Here is an 18,225-nt window from a genome sequence, read left to right on the forward strand (position 1 = left end):
CCGCCCGCCCCGCCTGCTCCCTCGGGCCCGCCCGCGTCAACTGTCCCAGGGGCAGGCCCCGTTCGCTTGTCGAAGGTCACCCTGACGAAGGAAGCGCCCACCGTCTCACTCGCCAAGCAGGGCGGCGGCTCCGGTGCGATGCGGGTGAACCTCAACTGGCAGGTGCGCAAGCAGCAGCAGGCGAAGCCCAAGGGATGGGGAGCCAAGCTGGGCCGTGCGCTGGCCGCTTCGCAGAACCTCGATCTCGACCTGTGCGCGCTCTACGAACTCGCCGACGGCCGCAAAGGCGTCATCCAGGCACTGGGCAACGCCTTCGGGTCGCTCGACCGGCCCCCGTACATCCACCTCGACGGCGACGACCGGACCGGTGCCGCCGAGGCGGGCGAGAACCTGACGGTCAACCTCGACCACACCCACGACTTCCGCCGCATCCTGATCTTCGTCACCATCTACGAAGGCGCCAGCAGCTTCGCCGACCTCGCGGCCACGGTCACCCTCCAGCCGCAGCACGGCGCGGCCATCGACTTCGACCTCGGCGAGTGCACCGTGCCGTCCCGGGTGTGCGCGCTCGCGCTGATCACCCACACCGGCTCCGACCTCGTGGTCCAGCGCGAGGCGCGGTTCCTGGCGCCGGAGCGGGGCGTGAGCCCGCAGCGCGCGGTCGACCGGGCGTACGGCTGGAACATGAACTGGACGCCCGGCCGCAAGTGACGGGCCCGGCGAGACCGTGCCGGCGCCCTCACACGCGGGGACCGGCACGGTCGGCGGCGCCGGGCCTCGCGGTCTCTCCCCTCACCCGCGGGGACCGGCGCCCGGCGGCTCAGGACTCCGGCGTCGTCTCCGCCTCGGGGCGCGCGTACGTGCGCCCCTTCCAGGCGGCACCCCGCCCCCGGTAGTGCTGCACCGCGGAGTCGACGGTCATCAGCAGGTACAGCAGCGCGGTGAACGGCAGGAGCGGCGCCGTCCACCACGGCTCCCGGTAGTAGCGCAGCATCGGCAGGTACGTCCCGGTCATCACGGCCCACGCGACGCCTCCGGCCCAGCCCGCCCAGGCGCCCGCGCCCGCGAGCCCGGCGACCGTCATCACCGGCGGCACCAGGTAGATCAGCGCGAGGCCCACCACCGTGCCGAGCAGGATCAGGGGGTTGTGCCGCAACTGCGCGTACGCGCTGCGCGAGACCATCCGCCACAGGTCGCCCAGCCGCGGATACGGGCGGACGCTGTCCACCCGGTCGGCGAGGCCCAGCCAGATCCGGCCGCCGCTGCCCTGCACGGCACGCGCCAGCGCCACGTCGTCGATCACGGACTGCCGGATCGACTCCGGCACCCGCGCCCGCTCCGCGGCCTCCGTCCGCAGCAGGACGCAGCCGCCCGCGGCGGCGGCCGTCCCCATCCTCGCGCTGTTGACCCAGCGGAACGGATAGAGCTGCGAGAAGAAGTACACGAACGCCGGAACCACGAGCTTCTCCCAGACGCTCGCCACCCGCAGCCGCGCCATCTGCGACACCATGTCGTAGCCGCCGCCGCGCGCCGACTCCACCAGCCGGCGCAGGCTGTCCGGCTCGTGCGCGATGTCCGCGTCCGTCAGCAGCAGGTACTCGGGGTCCTTGGCGCGCGCCAGCGCGATGCCGTGCCGCACGGCCCACAGCTTGCCCGTCCAGCCGCGCTCGGGCTCGCCCGGCGAGGTGACCGTCAGCGGCAGCCCGCCGTCGCGCTCCGCGAGTGAGCGCGCGAGGACGCCGGTGCCGTCGCCGCTGCCGTCGTCGACGAGGAAGACCTCCGCCTCCCCCGGATAGGCCTGCGCCAGCAGCGACGGCAGGCTCAGCGGCAGCACCTCCGCCTCGTCGCGCGCGGGCACCACGATCGCGACCGACGGCCACCGCTCCTGCGCCGGCACGCCCCGCGCACGCTCCGGCAGGCGCTGGTCCGTACGCCAGAAGAAGCCCTGCCCCAACAACAGCCAGCACCAGACGGCCAGCGACACCACGGAAATCCATCCGACAACGCTCACCCGTCGCAGTCTGCCCCACCAGAGGCGCATGGTCACCGTCGACTAGGGTGGCGCCGTGAAGATCGCGCTCATGGACTCCGGCATCGGGCTGCTCCCCGCCGCCGCCGCGGTGCGCCGGCTGCGGCCGGACGCCGAGCTCATCCTCTCCTGCGACCCCGACGGAATGCCGTGGGGACCCCGGACGCCCGAGGACCTCACCGGCCGGGCGCTCGACGTGGCCCGCGCCGCGGCCGGGCAGCGCCCCCTCGCCCTGATCGTCGCCTGCAACACGGCCACGGTGCACGCGCTGCCCGCGCTGCGCACCGCGTTCGAGCCGGAGCTGCCGGTCGTCGGCACGGTCCCCGCGATCAAGCCCGCCTCGGCGGGCGGCGGCAGGGTCGCCGTCTGGGCGCCCCCGGCCACCACCGGCAGTCCCTACCAGCGCGGGCTGATCGCCCGGTTCGGCACGGGCGCCGACATCACCGAGGTGCCCTGCCCCGGCCTCGCCGACGCGGTCGAGCACGCCGACGACGACGCGATCGACCGGGCCGTCGCCGCCGCCGCCGCGCTCACCCCGCGCGATGTGCGGGCCCTGGTGCTGGGCTGCACCCACTACGAGCTCGTGCGGGAGCGCATCGCCGCCGCCGTCGCGCCGGACGCCGTCCTGTACGGCTCGGCCACCGCCGTGGCGACGCAGGCGCTGCGCCGGGCCGGCGTCGAGGCCGACCCGGACGCGGCCCCCGCGGGCGCGCCCACCGTCTTCGCGAGCGGGCGGCCCGGTGAACTGCCGCGCGCGGCGCTCGGCTACCCCGAGGGGCGGCTGCTCACCATGGTCGGCCAGCCCGGCTGAACGCGGCCGTCACACCACCGGGACGATCCCACCGGCGGGGAGCGGCTCCCCTGCGCCGTACGGGTTTTCCCGGCCGGATCGGCCGCCGGCCCCCGCGGACGGTGTGTCCCCCTCGTTCCGTACCCCCGACTCGGCAGGCCCGCCTTCTCGAATCCTGGGTACGCTGCATGCCATGACGGAGCACTCACGGCACGAAGGCAACGCTGCCCACGCCGCGACGACCCTGTCCGCCAGATGGACGGGCCGGGCGACCAACCACGTGCAGTGGCTACTGGCCGCGGTGGGAGCCGCGTGCATCGCGCTCGGAGTCGAACTCACCGTCGACGCCAACTGGGCCTCCGGCATCACCGCCCTGCTGATGTCGGTCATCGGCTGCTTCGCGGCCGGCCTGCTGATGCTCTTCGGCACCCTCGCGTTCGTGCACGTCGGCGTGCGGATCGACGAGGACTGCCTGGAAGTGCGGTGCGGCCACATGGGTGTGCCGCGCCGCCGCATCCCCCTGGCCCAGGTCCTCGACGCCGACTTCGCGCCCCGTGTGACACCGCGGCAGTGGGGCGGCTGGGGCTACCGCTGGCGGCCCGAGATGGGCACGGCGGTGGTGGTGCGCAAGGGCGAGGGCCTGGTGCTGCGCATGAGTGACGGGCGCGACTTCACGGTGACCGTCGACGACGCCCGTTCGGCCGTACGCGTCCTGCGCGCCCGCTGCCGCGCGGGCCGCGCCGCGGCCTAGGCCTCGTCCGACACAGAGAGCCCTCCGCCGGCACAGAGCGCCGTCCGCCTGGAGGGCAGGACTGCGGGCCGGGGCACTGGCTGCGCCGCAGCCCGGGGCGGGCCCGGCGTTCGGGCCCCGGCGAACCGGACGTGGCCCGGAGCGGGCCCGGCCTTCGGGTCGGCGAACCGGACGTGGCCCGCGACGCCCCGCCGGGCCGCCGGTCTCACCCGTGCGGCGTAGTCCCGGCCCGGTTCGCCGTGGCCAGGCCCGCGAGGGCGCCCGCCGCGGCCGTCACCGGCGCGAAGCTCAGGGCGTCGCTGACCGCCGCCAGCACGGCGAGAGACGTCAGGGCCGCGCCCGCCGCCACCGCGACCGGCGTCGCGCAGGGCGATCTCGCCAGCCCGTACAGCAGCCAGCCGTACCCGCACGCCAGCAGGGCGAGACCGACCACGCCCTGCTCCGCCGCCATCTGGAGCGCCGCCGAGTGGGGACCGGCGTCCGGCGTGCCCGGCACGGCCGCCGAGCCGCTCAGGTCCCCGAACCGGTCCGGGCCCGCTCCGAGCACCGGATGCGCGGCGGCGATGTCCGTCGCCTCCCGCCACAACGCGACCCGCTGCGCGGACACGGCGCCGACCGGTGGCAGCCCGCCGCGCGCGACCGCCCAGGCGCCGCCCACCGCCACCGCGGCGACGAGCCCGAACGCCACCAGCACCGTGCCGCGGGCCCGGCCGCCGGCCCGATCCCGTACCGCGAGCGCGCACACCGTCACGACGACCGCCGCGGCGCAGCCCGCCGGCGAGCCCAGTGCTGCCGCCTCCGCGACCACGGCCACGACCAGCAGCCGCAGCGGCCAGGCCCAGGGCCCGGCGCGCACGGCACGGGCCGCGCAGCACGCGGCGCCCGACGCCAGTGCCAGCAGCGCCGCGACCTCCCCCCGATGCGCGTTCGCGGCGACCGGGGCCGCCGCGAGCAGGGTCAGCGCACCGCACACGGCGGTGCCGACCGGCACGAGCGAGCCGCTGATCCGCCCGCACGCGTACCCCGCCACCACGGCGAGCACCGCGAGCAGGACGCCCTCCGGCCTGCCGTTGCCCGCGGCAGCGCTGATCAGCGCCCACACCGCGCAGCAGCCCGGGACGACGACCCCCACCGATCCGGGCGCCCCGCCGCGCTCGAAGACGGCAGGCCTCTCCTCTGTCGCTGTCAACCCCTCGACCCCCCGTCGAAGACTGGCGACACCGTAACGGCAGTGCCCCCCTTGTGTGGATACCCTGCGAAGGAACCGAAGGAATCGAAGGAATCGAGAGAATTCAGGAAATCGAGGGAATCGAGGGAATGCCGCCGCCACCGCAGTCCCCGGCGCCTCCCGCGCCCCGTGCGTCACGCCCTGCGTGTCCGAGGTCCACACAACTACGCGCCGTACACTCCCGAGGGTGAGCGCCACCGTGACCTCGGTCGAGACCCCCCAGCCCGAGCCCGACCGGGCTCCCGCCTCAGCGAAGAAGCGCCGGCGGGCCTGGCTCGTCCGGGTGGCGGCGGCGATCGCCGGAGGGCTGCTGCTGTACGCGAGCTTCCCGCCCCGCCCCCTGTGGTTCCTCGCTCTGCCGGGCCTCGCCCTGTACGGCTGGAGTCTCCACGGCCGGAGGCTGCGGGCCGGATTCGGGCTCGGCCTCCTCGGCGGGCTGGCCTTCCTGCTGCCGCTTCTGGTGTGGACGAGCGTCGAGGTCGGGTCCTTCCCCTGGATCGCGCTGTCCGTCGCCGAGGCGGTGTTCATGGGGCTGGTCGGACTCGGTGTCGCGGCCGTCAGCAGACTGCCCGTCTGGCCGCTGTGGGCGGCGGGACTGTGGATCGCGGGGGAGGCGGCCAGGTCCCGGTTCCCGTTCGGCGGCTTCTCCTGGGGCAAGGTCGCCTTCGGCCAGCCGGAGGGCGTGTTCCTGCCGCTCGCCGCCGTCGGCGGCACGCCCGTCCTCAGCTTCGCCGTCGTACTGTGCGGGTTCGGGCTCGCCGAGGCGGCCCGCCAGGCCGTCGCTTACCGCAGGACCCGCACGGTTCCGCGGGGCGCCGTGACCGCCGCGGCCGTCACCGTCCTTGCCCCCGTCGCGGGGGGGGTCGCGGCGCTGCCGCTCGTGTCGAACGCGCCCGAGAAGGGGTCCGCCACGGTCGCCGCGATCCAGGGCAACGTGCCCCGCATGGGCCTCGACTTCAACTCCCAGCGTGCCGCCGTGCTCGACAACCACGTCAAGCAGACCCTGAAGCTCGCCGCCGAGGTCAAGGCGGGCAAGCGGCCGAAGCCGGACTTCGTGCTGTGGCCGGAGAACTCCTCCGACCTCGACCCGCTCCACGACGAGGGCGCGCGGCTGACCATCGACGCCGCGGTGAAGGCGATCGGCGTCCCTACCGAGATCGGCACCCTCGTGCAGAACCCGGGTCCGGAGGGCAAGCTCTACAACACGCTGATCAACTGGAGCCCCACGAGCGGCCCTGGCGCCACCTACGAGAAGCGCCACATCCAGCCGTTCGGCGAGTACATGCCGATGCGCTCCATCGCCGAGAAGTTCAGCAAGGACGCCGGCCTCGTCCGCGAGGACTTCTCACCGGGCACCAAGGTCGGCGTGTTCACCATGGCGGGCACCAAGGTCGGCTTCGCCACCTGCTACGAGGCCGCCTTCGACAACGACGTGCGGGACCCGGTCGAGGCCGGCGCCGAGATGCTCGCCGTGCCGAGCAACAACGCCACCTTCGACCGCAGCGAGATGACCTACCAGCAGCTCGCCATGGACCAGGTGCGCGCGGTGGAGCACAGCCGCTCCGTCGTCGTCCCCACCACCAGCGGCGTCAGCGCGATCATCCGGCCCGACGGCACGATCGTGCGGCGCAGCGGCATGTTCACCCCGGCGGTCCTGGAGGACAGGGTCCCGCTGCGTACGTCCCTCACACCGGCCACCCGGCTCGGTACGGGGCCCGAGTGGGTGCTCGTCGCGGTCGGCGCCGCGGGCGTCGCCTGGGTGGTGGCGCGCACCGTCAGGACCCGGCGCGGCGGCGCCGCACGGGAAGCCTGACCCTCTCGTGTCCGCCGCGCGCCGACGGGGCACGTAGGGTCGTGCGGCATGGGAACACCTGACTTCATCAAGGACATCCGGGCCGGCGCGGGCCACCAGCTGCTTGTGCTGCCCGGAGTCACCGCGATCGTCTTCGACGACGACGGACGGGTGCTGCTCGGCCGCCGGGCGGACAACGGCGAGTGGGCGCTCATCGCCGGCATCCCCGAGCCCGGCGAACAGCCCGCGGCCGCGGCGGTGCGGGAGGTGTACGAGGAGACCGGCGTGCACTGCGAGGCGCAGCGGGTCGTGTCGGTGCACGCCACGCGGAAGCCCGTCACCTACCCGAACGGCGACGTGTGCCAGTTCATGGACATCACCTTCGTCTGCCGTGCGGTCGGCGGGGAGGCACACGTCCACGACGAGGAGTCGCTCGAGGTGGGCTGGTTCCCGGTCGACGGACTGCCGCGGCTGCGCGACTTCGCGCTGTTCCGGCTCAAGCAGGCGCTCGCGGAGGCACCCACCTGGTTCGAGCCCGCGACCGGCTGACCGGCCGGCCGTTCGCCGGGGCCGTCGGGCCTCGCGAGCCAGGCGCGACTTTGCGCACACGATCTACGCTGGGCCCATGACGCAGACCGACGCGGCAGGCTCCGCGCCCCGCCCCCAGGGCCTCCCCGGCGGCTCCGCCGGCCTCGACCTGCGGGGCCGCACCGCCCTCGTCACCGGCGCCGCCAGCGGCATCGGCCGGGCCGGCGCGCGGCGGCGGGCCGCGGCCGGCGCCACCGTAAGGGCGCTGGACCGGGACGCGCCGGGGCTCGCGGCACTCGCGGCCGCGTGCGCCGCGGACGCCTGGGACGCCGCGTTCGCGGACGCCGGCGGGGGCCTGCGGACCGAGGTTCTCGACCTCACCGACCTCGACGCCGCGGAACGCGCGTCCGCCGGAGCGGACATCCTCGTCAACAACGCCGGCCTGCAACTGGTCAGGCCCATCGAGGAGTTTCCGGGGGAGGTCTTCCACACCGTGCTCACGGTGATGCTGGAGGCGCCGTTCCGGCTCATCAAGGGCGCCCTGCCGCACATGTACGCGTCCGGGTGGGGGCGGATCGTCAACATCTCCTCGGTGCACGGCCTGCGCGCCTCGCCCTACAAGTCCGCGTACGTGGCGGCCAAGCACGGCCTCGAAGGACTGTCGAAGACCGCCGCACTCGAAGGCGCCGCCCACGGGGTGACCTCCAACTGCGTCAACCCCGCCTACGTACGTACCCCGCTGGTGGAGAGGCAGATCGCCGACCAGGCCGCAGCGCACGGCATCCCGGCGGAGCGCGTGGTGTCCGAGGTGATGCTGACGGACACCGCGCTCAAGCGGCTGCTGGAGCCGGAGGAGGTCGCCGAGGCCGTCGCCTACCTCTGCACGGAGCAGGCGTCCTTCATCACCGGCTCGTCGCTTCCGCTGGACGGCGGCTGGAGCGCGCACTGAGTCCCGCGCCGGGCAGGCCGCCCGGCTAGGCGGCCCGGCCAGGCGGCCCGCGTCAGCCGCCGAATTCCGGTGCGAGCGGGGCGAGCCCGGCGAACGCGCCGTCGTGGTGCACCAGCGCGGCGCCCCCGTGGTGACCGCCGCCGCTTTCGACCTCACCCACCACGAGCAGATGGTCGCCGACGACCTGCCGCAGGGTCACCCGCGCGGTGAGCCACGCCGGTACGCCGTCGAGCAGCGGCAGCCCGCCGTCGTCGGGGGCCCAGGACGCGCCCGCGAAGCGATCGACGCCGCTGCGGGCGAACCGGGACGCGAGCGCCGCGTCCGCCGCGCCGAGTACATGCACGGCGAAGCGGTCGGCGCCGCGCACCGCCTCCGCCGTGGACGCGGTGAGCCCCAGGCAGAACGAGACGAGCGCCGGGTCGAGCGAGACCGACGTGAAGGACGTCGCGGTGAAGCCCGCGGGGCCGGGCACGGTGATCACGGTGACGCCGGACGCGTGGCGCCGCAGCGTACGCCGCAGGATCGCGCCGCCCTGCTCCGAACCTGCCTCAGGAGCCGCGTGCCCACGGACGGCGGCGTGACCGGCGGGATGCCGGCAGGCGGTGGTCTCGCGGGCCGAGTCGCGAGCCGATCGGTCACGGGACTCCGCGTCGCGGACGGAGTGGTCACCTGCGGTGGGGGAGTGCTGCGCGAAGACGGTCATGCCGCTTTTCCCTTCGGGGAGGACGGTGCGGTCAGGTTCTGGCAGGGGAGCGCGCGCCTGGCGTGGTCATGCGCAGGAGAGCGCGCCTGCCGCGGTCAAGCGCAGGAGAGCGCGCCTGGCGTCGTCACGCGCAGGGGAGCGCGCCCGCCGCGGTCATGCGCCGGTGAGGGTGACGATCGGCCGCTCCACGCCGTCCGCCCGCAGCCGTTCCAGCCACAGCACGACGGCCGCCGCGGTGGTGCGGTGCGTGATGTCGTTGAGCGCGTCGTGCACCCCGCCGCGCACCACGCCGAGTTCGGCACGCGGCAGGCGACGGGCCCGCAGTCTCGCCTCCTCCACGGGGGTGACCGGGTCCGCGTCGCCGTGCAGCAGCAGGACGGGTACCGCGGGCGCCGCCTCGGCGCGCAGGGCCTCCGGCACCGGGTCCGCGAGGCCCCCGCGCACGAACGCCTCGTCACCGCTCAGCCGCGCCCGGTGCGTCGGGCAGGACGTACGGGCCGCGAGCTCGGCCTCCCAGGCCGCGTCGCTGTCCCCTTCGGGGCCCTGCGCGACACCGGAACCGGTGGGCGCCGCGCCCGCCGCCACCACACCGTCCACGCGCGGTGCCGGGTCCCGCTCCGCGGCAGTGTGCAGCGCCTGGAGCGCTCCCGTGTCGGAGCCGACCAGGACAACGGGCGCCACCGGGTCCCGGCCCGCCGCGGCCCGTACGGCCGCCAGCACCTCGGCGGGCGCGTCCTCGGGCCGGACGGGGACCGCGTGCACCACATAGCCGTCGAAGGCCAGGCGCCGGCCGAACCGCTCGTAGAGCAGCGGGTGTTCGCCCCGGCCCGGCAGGACGAGCAGGGTGCCGCGCGGTGCGACGGCCGCCGGTGGCCGCCAGTCGGCGCGGACGGGGGACGACGTCGCGGTCATCGAGTGCTCCCTGCGGTGACGGCCTGGCGTGCGGTGGCCGCAGCGCGGTGCGCGAGCTCCTGGCGGACGAGCGGAAGGAGGTGGCGGCCGTAGTCGATGGCGTCGTCCAGCGGGTCGTAGCCCCGGATCAGCAGGGTGGTGGCACCGATGTCGACGTAGTCGAGCAGGGCCTGGGCCACGGTCTCCGGAGTCCCCACCAGAGCGGTGGTGTTGCCGCCCGCGCCGGTCGCCGCGGCGGTCGGCGTCCACAGCGCGCGGTCGTGCAGGTCGCCCTTGGCGGCGGCGGCGCGCCGCCCCCCCGAGCCGGTGTTCTGCGGTGCGCCGAGCCCGGGCCCGCGCCGCGCCTGGTCGAAGAAGGCCCGCCCCGTGCCGGACCTGATGGTGTCGAGGATGCGGTGGGCCCGCTCCCAGGCCAGCTCCTCGGTGGCACCGAGGATCGGCCGGAACGACACACTGATGCCCGGCGGCCGAGCGCGTCCGGCCGCCGCGGCGGCGGCGCGTACGGACGCTATCTGCTCCGCGGTCTCCGCGAGCGGCTCGCCCCACAGCGCGAACGTGTCCGCGTGCTTGCCGCCGACCCGGTACGCCGCCTCGGAGGAGCCGCCGAAGTACAGCGGGATACCGGTGTCGTTGACCGGCGGCACACCGTTCGCGTAGTCCTCGAACCGGTAGTGGCGCCCCTCGTGGCTGAACGGCTCCGGCGACGACCAGGCGCGGCGCAGGATCGCCAGGTACTCGTCGGTGCGGTCGTAGCGCTCGTCCTTGTCCAGGTAGTCGCCGTCCCTGCGCTGCTCGGTGTCGTTGCCGCCGGTGATGGTGTGCACGGCGACCCGTCCGCCGGTGAACTGGTCGAGCGTGGTGAACGTGCGGGCCGCCAGGGTCGGCGCGATGAACCCGGGCCGGTGGGCGACGAGCAGCCCGAGGCGCTCGGTGTGCGCCGCGACGTACCCCGCGACCTGGACGCCGTCCGGGCGGCCCGAGCTGTAGCCGATGAGGATGCGGTCGAAGCCCGCGTCCTCATGGGCCCGGGCGAAGCGCGCCGTGTACGCCTTGTCGATGGCGGGACCGCTCGGGGCGTGGGTCTCGGAGGCGTGCTGGGTGCCGATCATGCCGATGAACTCCACGGCGGCCGGGGCCCCGGTGCCGGCCGGAGCCGGGGTACCGGGCGTGACCTGGGTACCGGCCGTGGACGGAGGGTTCGTGGACGTTCCGGCCGCGGATGCGCCGGATGCGGAGGTACTGGGCATGGGTCAATTCCCCTTCGGTGTACGGGTGGTGAGGGACGGCGACGCGGCGGCACGGGACCCGGGCGCCGCGCCGTCGAGCACGGAGCCGCCCAGGGCGAGGAGCACGGAGTCGTCCTGCGGGGTGTGGACGCGGGAGCACAGCACGTCGCGGTAGTGCCGTTGGAGCGGGTTCGTACGGGTCAGGCCGTGGTTGCCGGTGAGCGACACGGCCTGCTCCACGGCGCCGATCGCCGCACGCGTCGCCAGTACCTTGACGGCGCCCGCGCGCCGTGCGGCGTCCGGGTCGCCGGCGTCGACCCGCGCGGCGAACGTGTCGAGCAGTGTGTCGGCGCCGAGCAGGGCCGCCTCGATCTCGCCGACGGCGGTGCGGAACCGGGGCAGTGTGGCGAGCGGTGCGCCGAGCGCGGTGGGCACACGTTCGTGGAGGAACCCGGTGAGCCAGTCGAGCGCGGCGTGGGCGACGCCGAGATAGAGGGCGGGCAGACCCAGCGCGTTCCAGGCGCCGGTCACCGCGTCGGGCCTCGCCCCCGGTGTGTCGCCCGCGACGACGAGGTGCACGACGTCGTCGACGGGTACGCGCACCGAGTCCAGCACCACGTCGTCGCTGCGGCTGGCCCGCAGACCGACATGGTCCCAGGTCGGCTCCACGGTCAGGCCGGGGCTCCCGGCCCTGGCGATGAACGCGCCGACCCGCACCGGGTCCTCGTCGGTCCTGGCGAAGACGAGCATATGGCTGAGCCCCACGGCGCCCGTCGAGTAGATCTTGCGGCCGGTCAGCAGCCAACTCCCGCCGTCCCTGCGGGCGGTGGTCGCGGGCAGGCCTCCGCGCACCGGGCTGCCCAGTTCCGGCTCCACCCGCAGCGCGTTGACCAGGGCGGGTCCTGCGGCCGACGCGGCGAGCAACTCCGCGTAGGCCGCCGCCGGCCAGTCCGGGGTCCGCGCCTGCGCGGCATGGGTGAACAGTGTCATGGCGCTTACCAGCGCCACGGCGGGGTCGCCCGCACCGAGGGCGCGCAGGATGCGCACGGTGTCCGCGAGTCCGGCGCCGGGACCGCCGTAGCGTGTCGCGACTGTCGCGGTCAGCAGCCCCGCGTCGTGGACGTGCCGGAAGCCCTCGAAGGGGAACGTGGCGTCGCGGTCGTGTTCCGCTGCCCGCTCCGCGAGCGCGGCCGTGACGTCGGGCAGCCGCGCGAGGTCGAGGCGCGGGGGCGAACCGCCCGCTCGGGGCGACGCGTCGGCGGTGGTACGGGCACGGGTCATGGGTCCTCACTCGGTGCGGTGTAGGCCATTCAGGACGGGGCAGGGCAGGGCGGCGCGATATGAGACGAGGCACGGGCGGGGGCGGGGATGTGGGTCCGGGCGGCGCGGCCTTCAACTGCCCAGCCGCGCCCGCCAGTCGTCCGCGTGGTGGCACGCGACCGTGTGCGGGACACCGTTGACACCGTGCCCCCGGGCGGGGGAGGACCCACCGGGCGCGCCGCCGTCCAAGACGCTCACCGCCACCGGCCCGGCGACGGGCTCCCGCGCGCACTCCGTTCCCGCGAAGCGGCAGCGCGGCGCGAACACACAGCCCTCGTCCGCGGGCCACGGCTCCCGGCCGGGCTCCGGACGCAGGAGCGCGGGCCGCAGCGGCCGGGCGCCGCCCACCCGCGGTGCCGAGGACGTCAGCAGCGCCGCGTACGGATGGCGCGGCTCGGTGAGCACGGCCGCGGCGGGCCCGTCCTCGACCAGGCGGCCCCGGTACAGCACGGCCACCCGGTCGGCGATCCCGGCCAGCGAGCCGAGGTCGTGCGAGATGACCGCGACCGCGAGGCCGAGTTCGGTGCGCAGCCGGTCCAGCAGCCCGAGCACCAGGTTGCGGTTCGAGGCGTCGAGAGCGCTGGCGGGCTCGTCGGTGATGAGCAGGCGCGGGCGGGTCACCAGCGCCCGCGCGAGCGAGACGCGCTGGCGCTGCCCGCCGGAGAGCTCGCCCGGTGTGCGGGGGCCGTGTACGGCGGGTTCGAGACCCACCAGGGCGAGCGCCTCGTCGGCGCGTGCCGCCCGTTCGCGCCGGTCGCCGGCCCGCGCGGCGGCGAGCGGCTCCGCGACGACCGCGCGGACCGTCAGCTCCGGGTCCTGCGAGCGCAGCGGGTCCTGGAACATGTACTGCATCCGGCCCGAGCGGCGGAAGTCCCGCAGCTCGGCGCCGCGCAGCCGGGCCAGGTCGCGGCCCTCGAAGAGGACACGGCCGCCGGGCTCCGGGTGGACGAGGCCGACGGTGGCCCGGGCCAGAGTCGTCTTGCCCGAGCCGGTCTCGCCGATGATGCCGACGATCTCCCCGGGTCCTACGGTGAGGTCGACGCCGCTGAGCACGCGGACCGCCCGCCCGCGCCCGTATGCCGCGTCGCCGGCCCGCGCCGCGTACGACACGGACAGCCCGGCGATGCTCAGCAGCGGCCCGGGTGCCGGGTCCCGGGGCGGCGTCGGCGCGGGGGAGAGGGCCGCGTTGCTCATGCGGTCGCTCCTTCCGGCTGGTGTGCCGCGGCGTTCGCCACGTGCCCCCGGTCCTGGCCGTCGGCGGACACGGGGCGCAGGCACCTGGCCGTGCGCCCGTCCGGCAGCGTCCGCAGGGCGACGGGGCCCGCCGTGCACCGCGGCTCCGCGTAGGCGCAGCGCTCGGCGAACCGGCAGCCCGGCAGATCCGCGCCAGCCCGAGGGGGCCGGCCCGGAATGACCGCCAGGTCACGGCGGTCGGCCGGGTCGACGGACGCCACGCGCAACAGGGCCTCGGTGTAGGGGTGCGCGGGCGCGGCGAGCACACGCGCGGTGGGCCCCTCCTCGACGATCTCACCCGCGTACATGACGAGGACGCGGTCGCAGTTCTCCGCGACGACGGCGAGGTCGTGGGTGACGAGCAGCAGGGCCAGCCCGCCGTCCTCGCGCAGCCGCTGGAACAGCTCCAGGATCTCGGCCTGCACGACGACGTCGAGCGCCGTGGTCGCCTCGTCCGCGACCAGCAGCCGGGGTTCGCAGGAGACGGCGGTCGCGATGAGGACACGCTGGAGCATGCCGCCCGACAGCTCGTGCGGGTAGCGCCGGAACACGTCCGCGGGTTCCCGCAGCCCCACGGCGTCGAAGAGTTCGACCGCACGCGCCCGTGCGGCGGCGCGCGGCAGCCCGCCGGTCACCCGGAGGGCCTCAGCGAGCTGGTGTCCCACGGTGAGCGAGGGGTTGAGGTACGACGCCGGGTCCTGGAACACCGCGCCGATCACACGGCCGCGCACCGCGTTCCACTGCCCGCGGGTGTACGTCGTGAGATCGGCGCCGCTCGCCGGCAGGCCGACGCGCCCGCCGGCCACCGCGCAGCCGGGCGGCAGCACACCCAGCACGGAGCGGCAGGTGAGGCTCTTGCCGCTGCCGGACTCGCCGACGAGGCCGACCGATTCCCCGTCCGCCACGGTGAACGAGACGCCCCGCACGGCGCGTCCGCCCTCTGGGACGGTCACATCGAGCTCCTCGACCTCCAACACCGCCTCACCGAAAGGCCTTCGGCTCCCCTTCGTCTCCCGCTCAGCCCGCACTGACATGGCTCTCCGCCTCCTGGGTACGCGCCGGGGACACCGGCTCGTCGTCGACTGCCTCGGTGGGGGCCGCCACCGGGTGCGGTGCCGCGGTCGCGGCCCGCGCGGTACGGCGCGGGATGCGCCACCGGCGCTCGGGCGGGCGCAGCCCAGGCGCCGTGGCGTCCCTGATGGCGTCCGCGAGCAGGTTCAGCGCCCCGACCGTGATCATGATGGCCGCCCCGGGCACCAGGGGCGCCCAGGGCTGCTGTGCCAGGTAGCCGAGATCCGAGGCGAGCATGCCGCCCCAGGTCGGCGCCGGGGGCTGCACGCCGAGGCCAAGGAAGGTCAGCGACGCCACGACCAGCAACGCCTGCCCCATGGCCTGGGCGGTCGTCACCGCGATCGTCGGGAGGATCTTGCCCCACACATGGGTCCGCAGGACCCAGCCGCGCGACGCGCCCATCAGCTCGGCGGCCTCCACGTACTGCGCCTGCCGCAGGCCGAGCGCGGCGGCCCGCGTGACACGGAAGTACAGCGGCGCGAACAGCAGTCCGAGGGCGAGCATCGCCTGGTGCACCCCGTTGCCCAGCGCACCCACCACGGCGATGGCGAACACCGTGAACGGCATCATCATCAACGTGTCCGAGGCGCGCTGCGACACCCACGCGACGCTCCTGCCGAACCACACCGACGCGATGCCCGGCAGCACACCGAGCACCAGGGCGGACCCGACGGCCTCCAGCGCCCCGACGATCGACGGACCGGTGCCCGCGAGGACCCTGCTGAACACGTCTCGGCCCAAGTAGTCGGTCCCCAGGAGGTGTTGGCCGCCCGGACCCTGGAGCAGGTCCTGCGGCCGCTGCCCCAGCGGATCGTGCGGGGCCAGCGCACCGCCCGCGACGGCGACCACGGCGATCACCAGCAGCACGGCGAGCGCCGTCCGGGCGGACGGCTGCCGGAGCGTACGGCGCAGTGTCCTCATGACACACCCCGTCCCGCCGCGCGCCGGCCCGGCCTGCCGCCGCGCGACACCGGGTTGAGAGCGGCGAGCGCCGCGTCGACCGCCAGGTTCGCGATCAGCACGACGGCCACCGTCACCAGCAGCGTCCCCTGGATCACCGGGATGTCGTGCTGCTGCGCCGCCTGGAGGGACAGCTGGGCGAGCCCCGGCAGGTTGAAGATCTTCTCGGTGACGACGGCGCCGCCGAGGATCACCGGGACGCTCATCCCGAGCACCGTCAGCGCCGGGCCCGCCGCGTTGCGCAGCACGTGCCCGAACAGGACGCGTCGCGTGGTGAATCCGCGCATCTCGGCTCCCGTCACATAGTTCTCGCGCAGCGCCCCGACGAGGGAGGTGCGCAACTGCCGGGCGATCGACGCCGCGGCGTCCAGGCTGAGCGCGAACGCGGGCAGCAGCGCGTACCGCAGCCATTCGCCCGCGCTCTGGTCGAGCGGCACGTACCCTCCCGTCGGCAGTGCGCGGAACTGCACCGCGAACACCACGATCAGCACGATGCCGATGAGGAACGGCGGCAGGGTGGACAGCACGGAGCACACCGCCGTGACCGCCCGGTCGGTCCTGCCACCGCTGTGCAGCGCGGCCGTGATGCCCGCGCCGCCGCCGAGCACGACCGCGAACAGCAGCGCGAGGCCCGCGATCGAGACGTCGACCGGCAGTGCGAGCCGTACGCTGTCCGCGACCGGCACGCTCGTGAACCACGACGTGCCGAGGTCTCCGGTCAGCGCGCTGCCGAGCCAGTCGAGGAACTGCCGGTAGAGCGGCTGGTCCAGGCCGAACTGGTGCTGCATCCGGGCGATGTCGGCCGGGGTCGCCTGGTCGCCGAGGACCGCAGCGGCCGGATTGGCGCCGGACAGCGCGCCCAGCGCGAACGTCAGGATGCTCGCCAGCACGAACACCGTGCAGGTGGTGACGAGGACGCGGGTGAGGGAACGCGGCGCGCGGGTGAGGCGGCGGCGCCACACCCCGGTGCGGGCCGCCGGGTGGGCGAGCGGGGGAGCGCTCATGCGACGGTCACCCCTTCGAAGCGCTGTACGACGGGGAACGGCGGGATCGGGGACACCTGGGCGTTGCGGGCGAGGATGCGCGGCACCGTGTACAGGAAGACGTTCGGCATGGTGCGTACGGCGATGCCGGTGGCCTTGCGCAGCACCGAGGGGTAGTCGGGCGAGTCCAGCGGCGTGCGGCTGACGGTGGCGACCGCCGCGTCGAGCGCGGCGGGGCTGCTGCGGCCCGGGTTCATCAGCCCCTGCTTGCCGAAGAGGACCTGGAACGCCTGGGTGGCTGACTCACGTCCGGCGAACTGGTCGACGTAGAGGGACTTGCTGCGCTGGACGTAGACGAGTTCGGTGGCACGGGCCGCGGGCACCGTCTCGATGGTCGCTTTGATGCCGACCTTCGCCAACTGCGCCTGGATGACCTCGGGTACGCCCTCCGCGTTCTGCGCGGACAGGGTCAGCGCGATCTCCCGGCAGGCCCCCGCCGACTCCACCAGCCGCTTGGCCTTGGCGGGGTCGTAGGGGAAGAGCCGGTCCAGTGCCGGATCGTGCCCCACATAGCCCGCGGGGAAGGGCTGCCGGGTCGTCTGCCCGTGTCCGAACGAGGCGGTCTTCAGCAACTCGTCCCGGTCCACCGCGTACTTGAGGGCGAGAGCGACATTCGGGTGGGTGAACGGCGACCGGTCGAGGTTCACGTCCAGCACCGCGACCACCATGGAGTCGATGACCTGCACCTTGAGCCCGGCCGCCGTTGCCGCCTGCACCTGGCTGCCGGGGATCTGTGCGACGTTGTACTGCCCGGAGGTCAACGCGGCCACCACCGTGGAGGGTTCGGGCAGCGGATACACCTCGAAGTCGCGGATCGCGATGTGGCGCGCGTCCCAGTAGCGGGGGTTGCGGCGCAGTACCGCCTTCGAGTTCTGGACGTACGACACCAGGGTGTAGGGGCCCGCCCCGTCGGGCCGGGTGGCGAGCGCCGAGGCGTCTTTCTCGAACGCGCGGGGGTTCACGACCATGCCGGTCTTTCCCGCGAGCAGGGCCGGTATCTGGTAGTCGGGCGCGGCGAGTTCGATCCGTACGGTGCGCGGATCGGGGGCGAGGACGTCCTTGACGCCGACGAGCTGCGAGGCGATCAGCGACTTGGGGTAGTCGCGGCCCCGTTCCAGGCTCTTCTTCACGGCCTCCGCGTCCAGGACGGTGCCGTCGCCGAAGCGGAGTTCCGGGCGCAGAGTGAATGTCACGGCGCTGCCGTCGGTGTCGTAGCGCCAGGACGAGGCGAGCGCGGGCACGGGCGCGCCGTGCTCGTCGAGCTTGGTCAGGGCCGCGTACACGAGGGACAGCGCGTGCACGTCCCAGCCCGCGGATGAGGTGACCGGGTCCCACGAACTGGGCAGTGCCCAGCCCCACTTGAGGGTGGAGGAGGCATTGCCGAGCGCGGTCGTCGCCTGGCCGCCGCACGCGGTGAGGGCGAGAGCGGTGCCCGCGCCGAGGGACAGGCCGAGGAAGGACCGCCTGCCGGGGCCCGCCGGTTTCGGTGGGACAGGGAGTGTGGACATGGATGCGCCACCTTTCTCGGCCGTGCCGGAGAGGGGAGGTACGTGGCCCGTCAGCGGCGGTCCGGGCGGGGGAGCGGCGCAAGGACCGGGCAGGGCGGACGGGACGGCGGTGGTACGGGAGGCGGCGGCCACACCCGCCACGGCACCGGGGCGTGGGTGGCACCGCGTTCATGGTGCGGGGG

General features: G+C 74.8%; 17 protein-coding genes. 6 read left to right on the plus strand and 11 right to left on the minus strand.

Annotated elements, in window-relative coordinates; all coding sequences use genetic code 11:
* The coding region (locus LCE31_RS20990) for a TerD family protein (protein WP_441349419.1) at positions 1–711 on the plus strand (711 nt) is incomplete at its 5' end.
* A 109-nt stretch (positions 712–820) separates the two neighbouring features.
* On the opposite strand, the gene LCE31_RS20995 is transcribed toward LCE31_RS20990, so the two are convergent.
* A complete protein-coding gene (locus LCE31_RS20995) occupies positions 821–2,041 on the minus strand; it encodes a glycosyltransferase (protein ID WP_225016423.1) in 1,221 nt (406 codons plus the stop codon).
* 25 nt (positions 2,042–2,066) lie between these two features.
* On the opposite strand from LCE31_RS20995, the gene LCE31_RS21000 reads away from it, so the two are divergent.
* Both LCE31_RS21000 and LCE31_RS21005 read left to right on the plus strand, forming a co-directional pair.
* Positions 2,067–2,840, plus strand: a complete 774-nt coding sequence (locus tag LCE31_RS21000; RefSeq protein ID WP_225016393.1) for a glutamate racemase — start codon at positions 2,067–2,069, stop codon at positions 2,838–2,840.
* 172 nt (positions 2,841–3,012) lie between these two features.
* Positions 3,013–3,570: a hypothetical protein gene (locus LCE31_RS21005; protein WP_225016395.1), complete on the plus strand. Its 558-nt coding sequence runs from the start codon at positions 3,013–3,015 to the stop codon at positions 3,568–3,570.
* Positions 3,571–3,775: 205 nt separating this feature from the next.
* Here LCE31_RS21005 and LCE31_RS21010 read toward each other — a convergent pair whose 3' ends face one another.
* Positions 3,776–4,759: an O-antigen ligase family protein gene (locus LCE31_RS21010; RefSeq protein WP_225016397.1), complete on the minus strand. Its 984-nt coding sequence runs from the start codon at positions 4,757–4,759 to the stop codon at positions 3,776–3,778.
* 226 nt (positions 4,760–4,985) lie between these two features.
* On the opposite strand from LCE31_RS21010, the gene lnt reads away from it, so the two are divergent.
* From lnt to LCE31_RS21025, 3 genes are all read left to right on the plus strand, one after another.
* Positions 4,986–6,611, plus strand: coding sequence for an apolipoprotein N-acyltransferase (lnt, locus tag LCE31_RS21015; protein ID WP_225016400.1), 1,626 nt, complete (start codon positions 4,986–4,988; stop codon positions 6,609–6,611).
* 48 nt (positions 6,612–6,659) lie between these two features.
* Complete coding sequence (locus tag LCE31_RS21020; protein ID WP_225016403.1) at positions 6,660–7,139, plus strand: NUDIX hydrolase; 480 nt, start codon at positions 6,660–6,662, stop codon at positions 7,137–7,139.
* A 76-nt stretch (positions 7,140–7,215) separates the two neighbouring features.
* Complete coding sequence (locus LCE31_RS21025) at positions 7,216–8,067, plus strand: 3-hydroxybutyrate dehydrogenase (RefSeq protein WP_225016405.1); 852 nt, start codon at positions 7,216–7,218, stop codon at positions 8,065–8,067.
* Between the two features lie 52 nt (positions 8,068–8,119).
* Here LCE31_RS21025 and LCE31_RS21030 read toward each other — a convergent pair whose 3' ends face one another.
* The 9 genes from LCE31_RS21030 to LCE31_RS21070 form a co-directional block, all read right to left on the minus strand.
* Complete coding sequence (locus LCE31_RS21030; RefSeq protein WP_225016407.1) at positions 8,120–8,770, minus strand: flavin reductase family protein; 651 nt, start codon at positions 8,768–8,770, stop codon at positions 8,120–8,122.
* A 153-nt stretch (positions 8,771–8,923) separates the two neighbouring features.
* The gene (locus LCE31_RS21035; protein ID WP_225016409.1) at positions 8,924–9,682 is read right to left on the minus strand and encodes an alpha/beta hydrolase; all 759 of its coding nucleotides are present in this window, start codon (positions 9,680–9,682) and stop codon (positions 8,924–8,926) included.
* Positions 9,679–10,791: an LLM class flavin-dependent oxidoreductase gene (locus tag LCE31_RS21040; protein ID WP_225016425.1), complete on the minus strand. Its 1,113-nt coding sequence runs from the start codon at positions 10,789–10,791 to the stop codon at positions 9,679–9,681. Before LCE31_RS21040 ends, LCE31_RS21035 begins: the two co-directional genes overlap by 4 nt.
* Positions 10,792–10,932: 141 nt before the next feature.
* Positions 10,933–12,189 carry an acyl-CoA dehydrogenase family protein gene (locus LCE31_RS21045; protein ID WP_225016411.1) on the minus strand — a complete coding sequence of 419 codons (1,257 nt, stop codon included), beginning with the start codon at positions 12,187–12,189 and terminating at the stop codon, positions 10,933–10,935.
* 111 nt (positions 12,190–12,300) lie between these two features.
* Positions 12,301–13,422 (minus strand): ABC transporter ATP-binding protein, encoded by a 1,122-nt coding sequence (locus LCE31_RS21050; RefSeq protein ID WP_225016413.1) that lies wholly within the window; start codon positions 13,420–13,422, stop codon positions 12,301–12,303.
* Entirely contained in the window at positions 13,419–14,495 is a 1,077-nt protein-coding gene (locus LCE31_RS21055; RefSeq protein ID WP_225016415.1) for an ABC transporter ATP-binding protein, read from the minus strand. The genes LCE31_RS21050 and LCE31_RS21055 overlap by 4 nt, the downstream gene beginning before the upstream one ends.
* On the minus strand, positions 14,479–15,453 hold the full coding sequence (locus tag LCE31_RS21060) for an ABC transporter permease (RefSeq protein WP_225016417.1): 975 nt from the start codon (positions 15,451–15,453) through the stop codon (positions 14,479–14,481). The genes LCE31_RS21055 and LCE31_RS21060 overlap by 17 nt, the downstream gene beginning before the upstream one ends.
* The gene (locus LCE31_RS21065; protein ID WP_225016419.1) at positions 15,450–16,496 is read right to left on the minus strand and encodes an ABC transporter permease; all 1,047 of its coding nucleotides are present in this window, start codon (positions 16,494–16,496) and stop codon (positions 15,450–15,452) included. Before LCE31_RS21065 ends, LCE31_RS21060 begins: the two co-directional genes overlap by 4 nt.
* Positions 16,493–18,043, minus strand: a complete 1,551-nt coding sequence (locus LCE31_RS21070; RefSeq protein WP_225016421.1) for an ABC transporter substrate-binding protein — start codon at positions 18,041–18,043, stop codon at positions 16,493–16,495. Before LCE31_RS21070 ends, LCE31_RS21065 begins: the two co-directional genes overlap by 4 nt.
* Positions 18,044–18,225: the final 182 nt, after the last annotated feature.

Origin of the sequence: Streptomyces sp. 8L, from assembly GCF_020176795.1 — a bacterium.
In the GTDB taxonomy this organism is placed as follows: domain Bacteria; phylum Actinomycetota; class Actinomycetes; order Streptomycetales; family Streptomycetaceae; genus Streptomyces.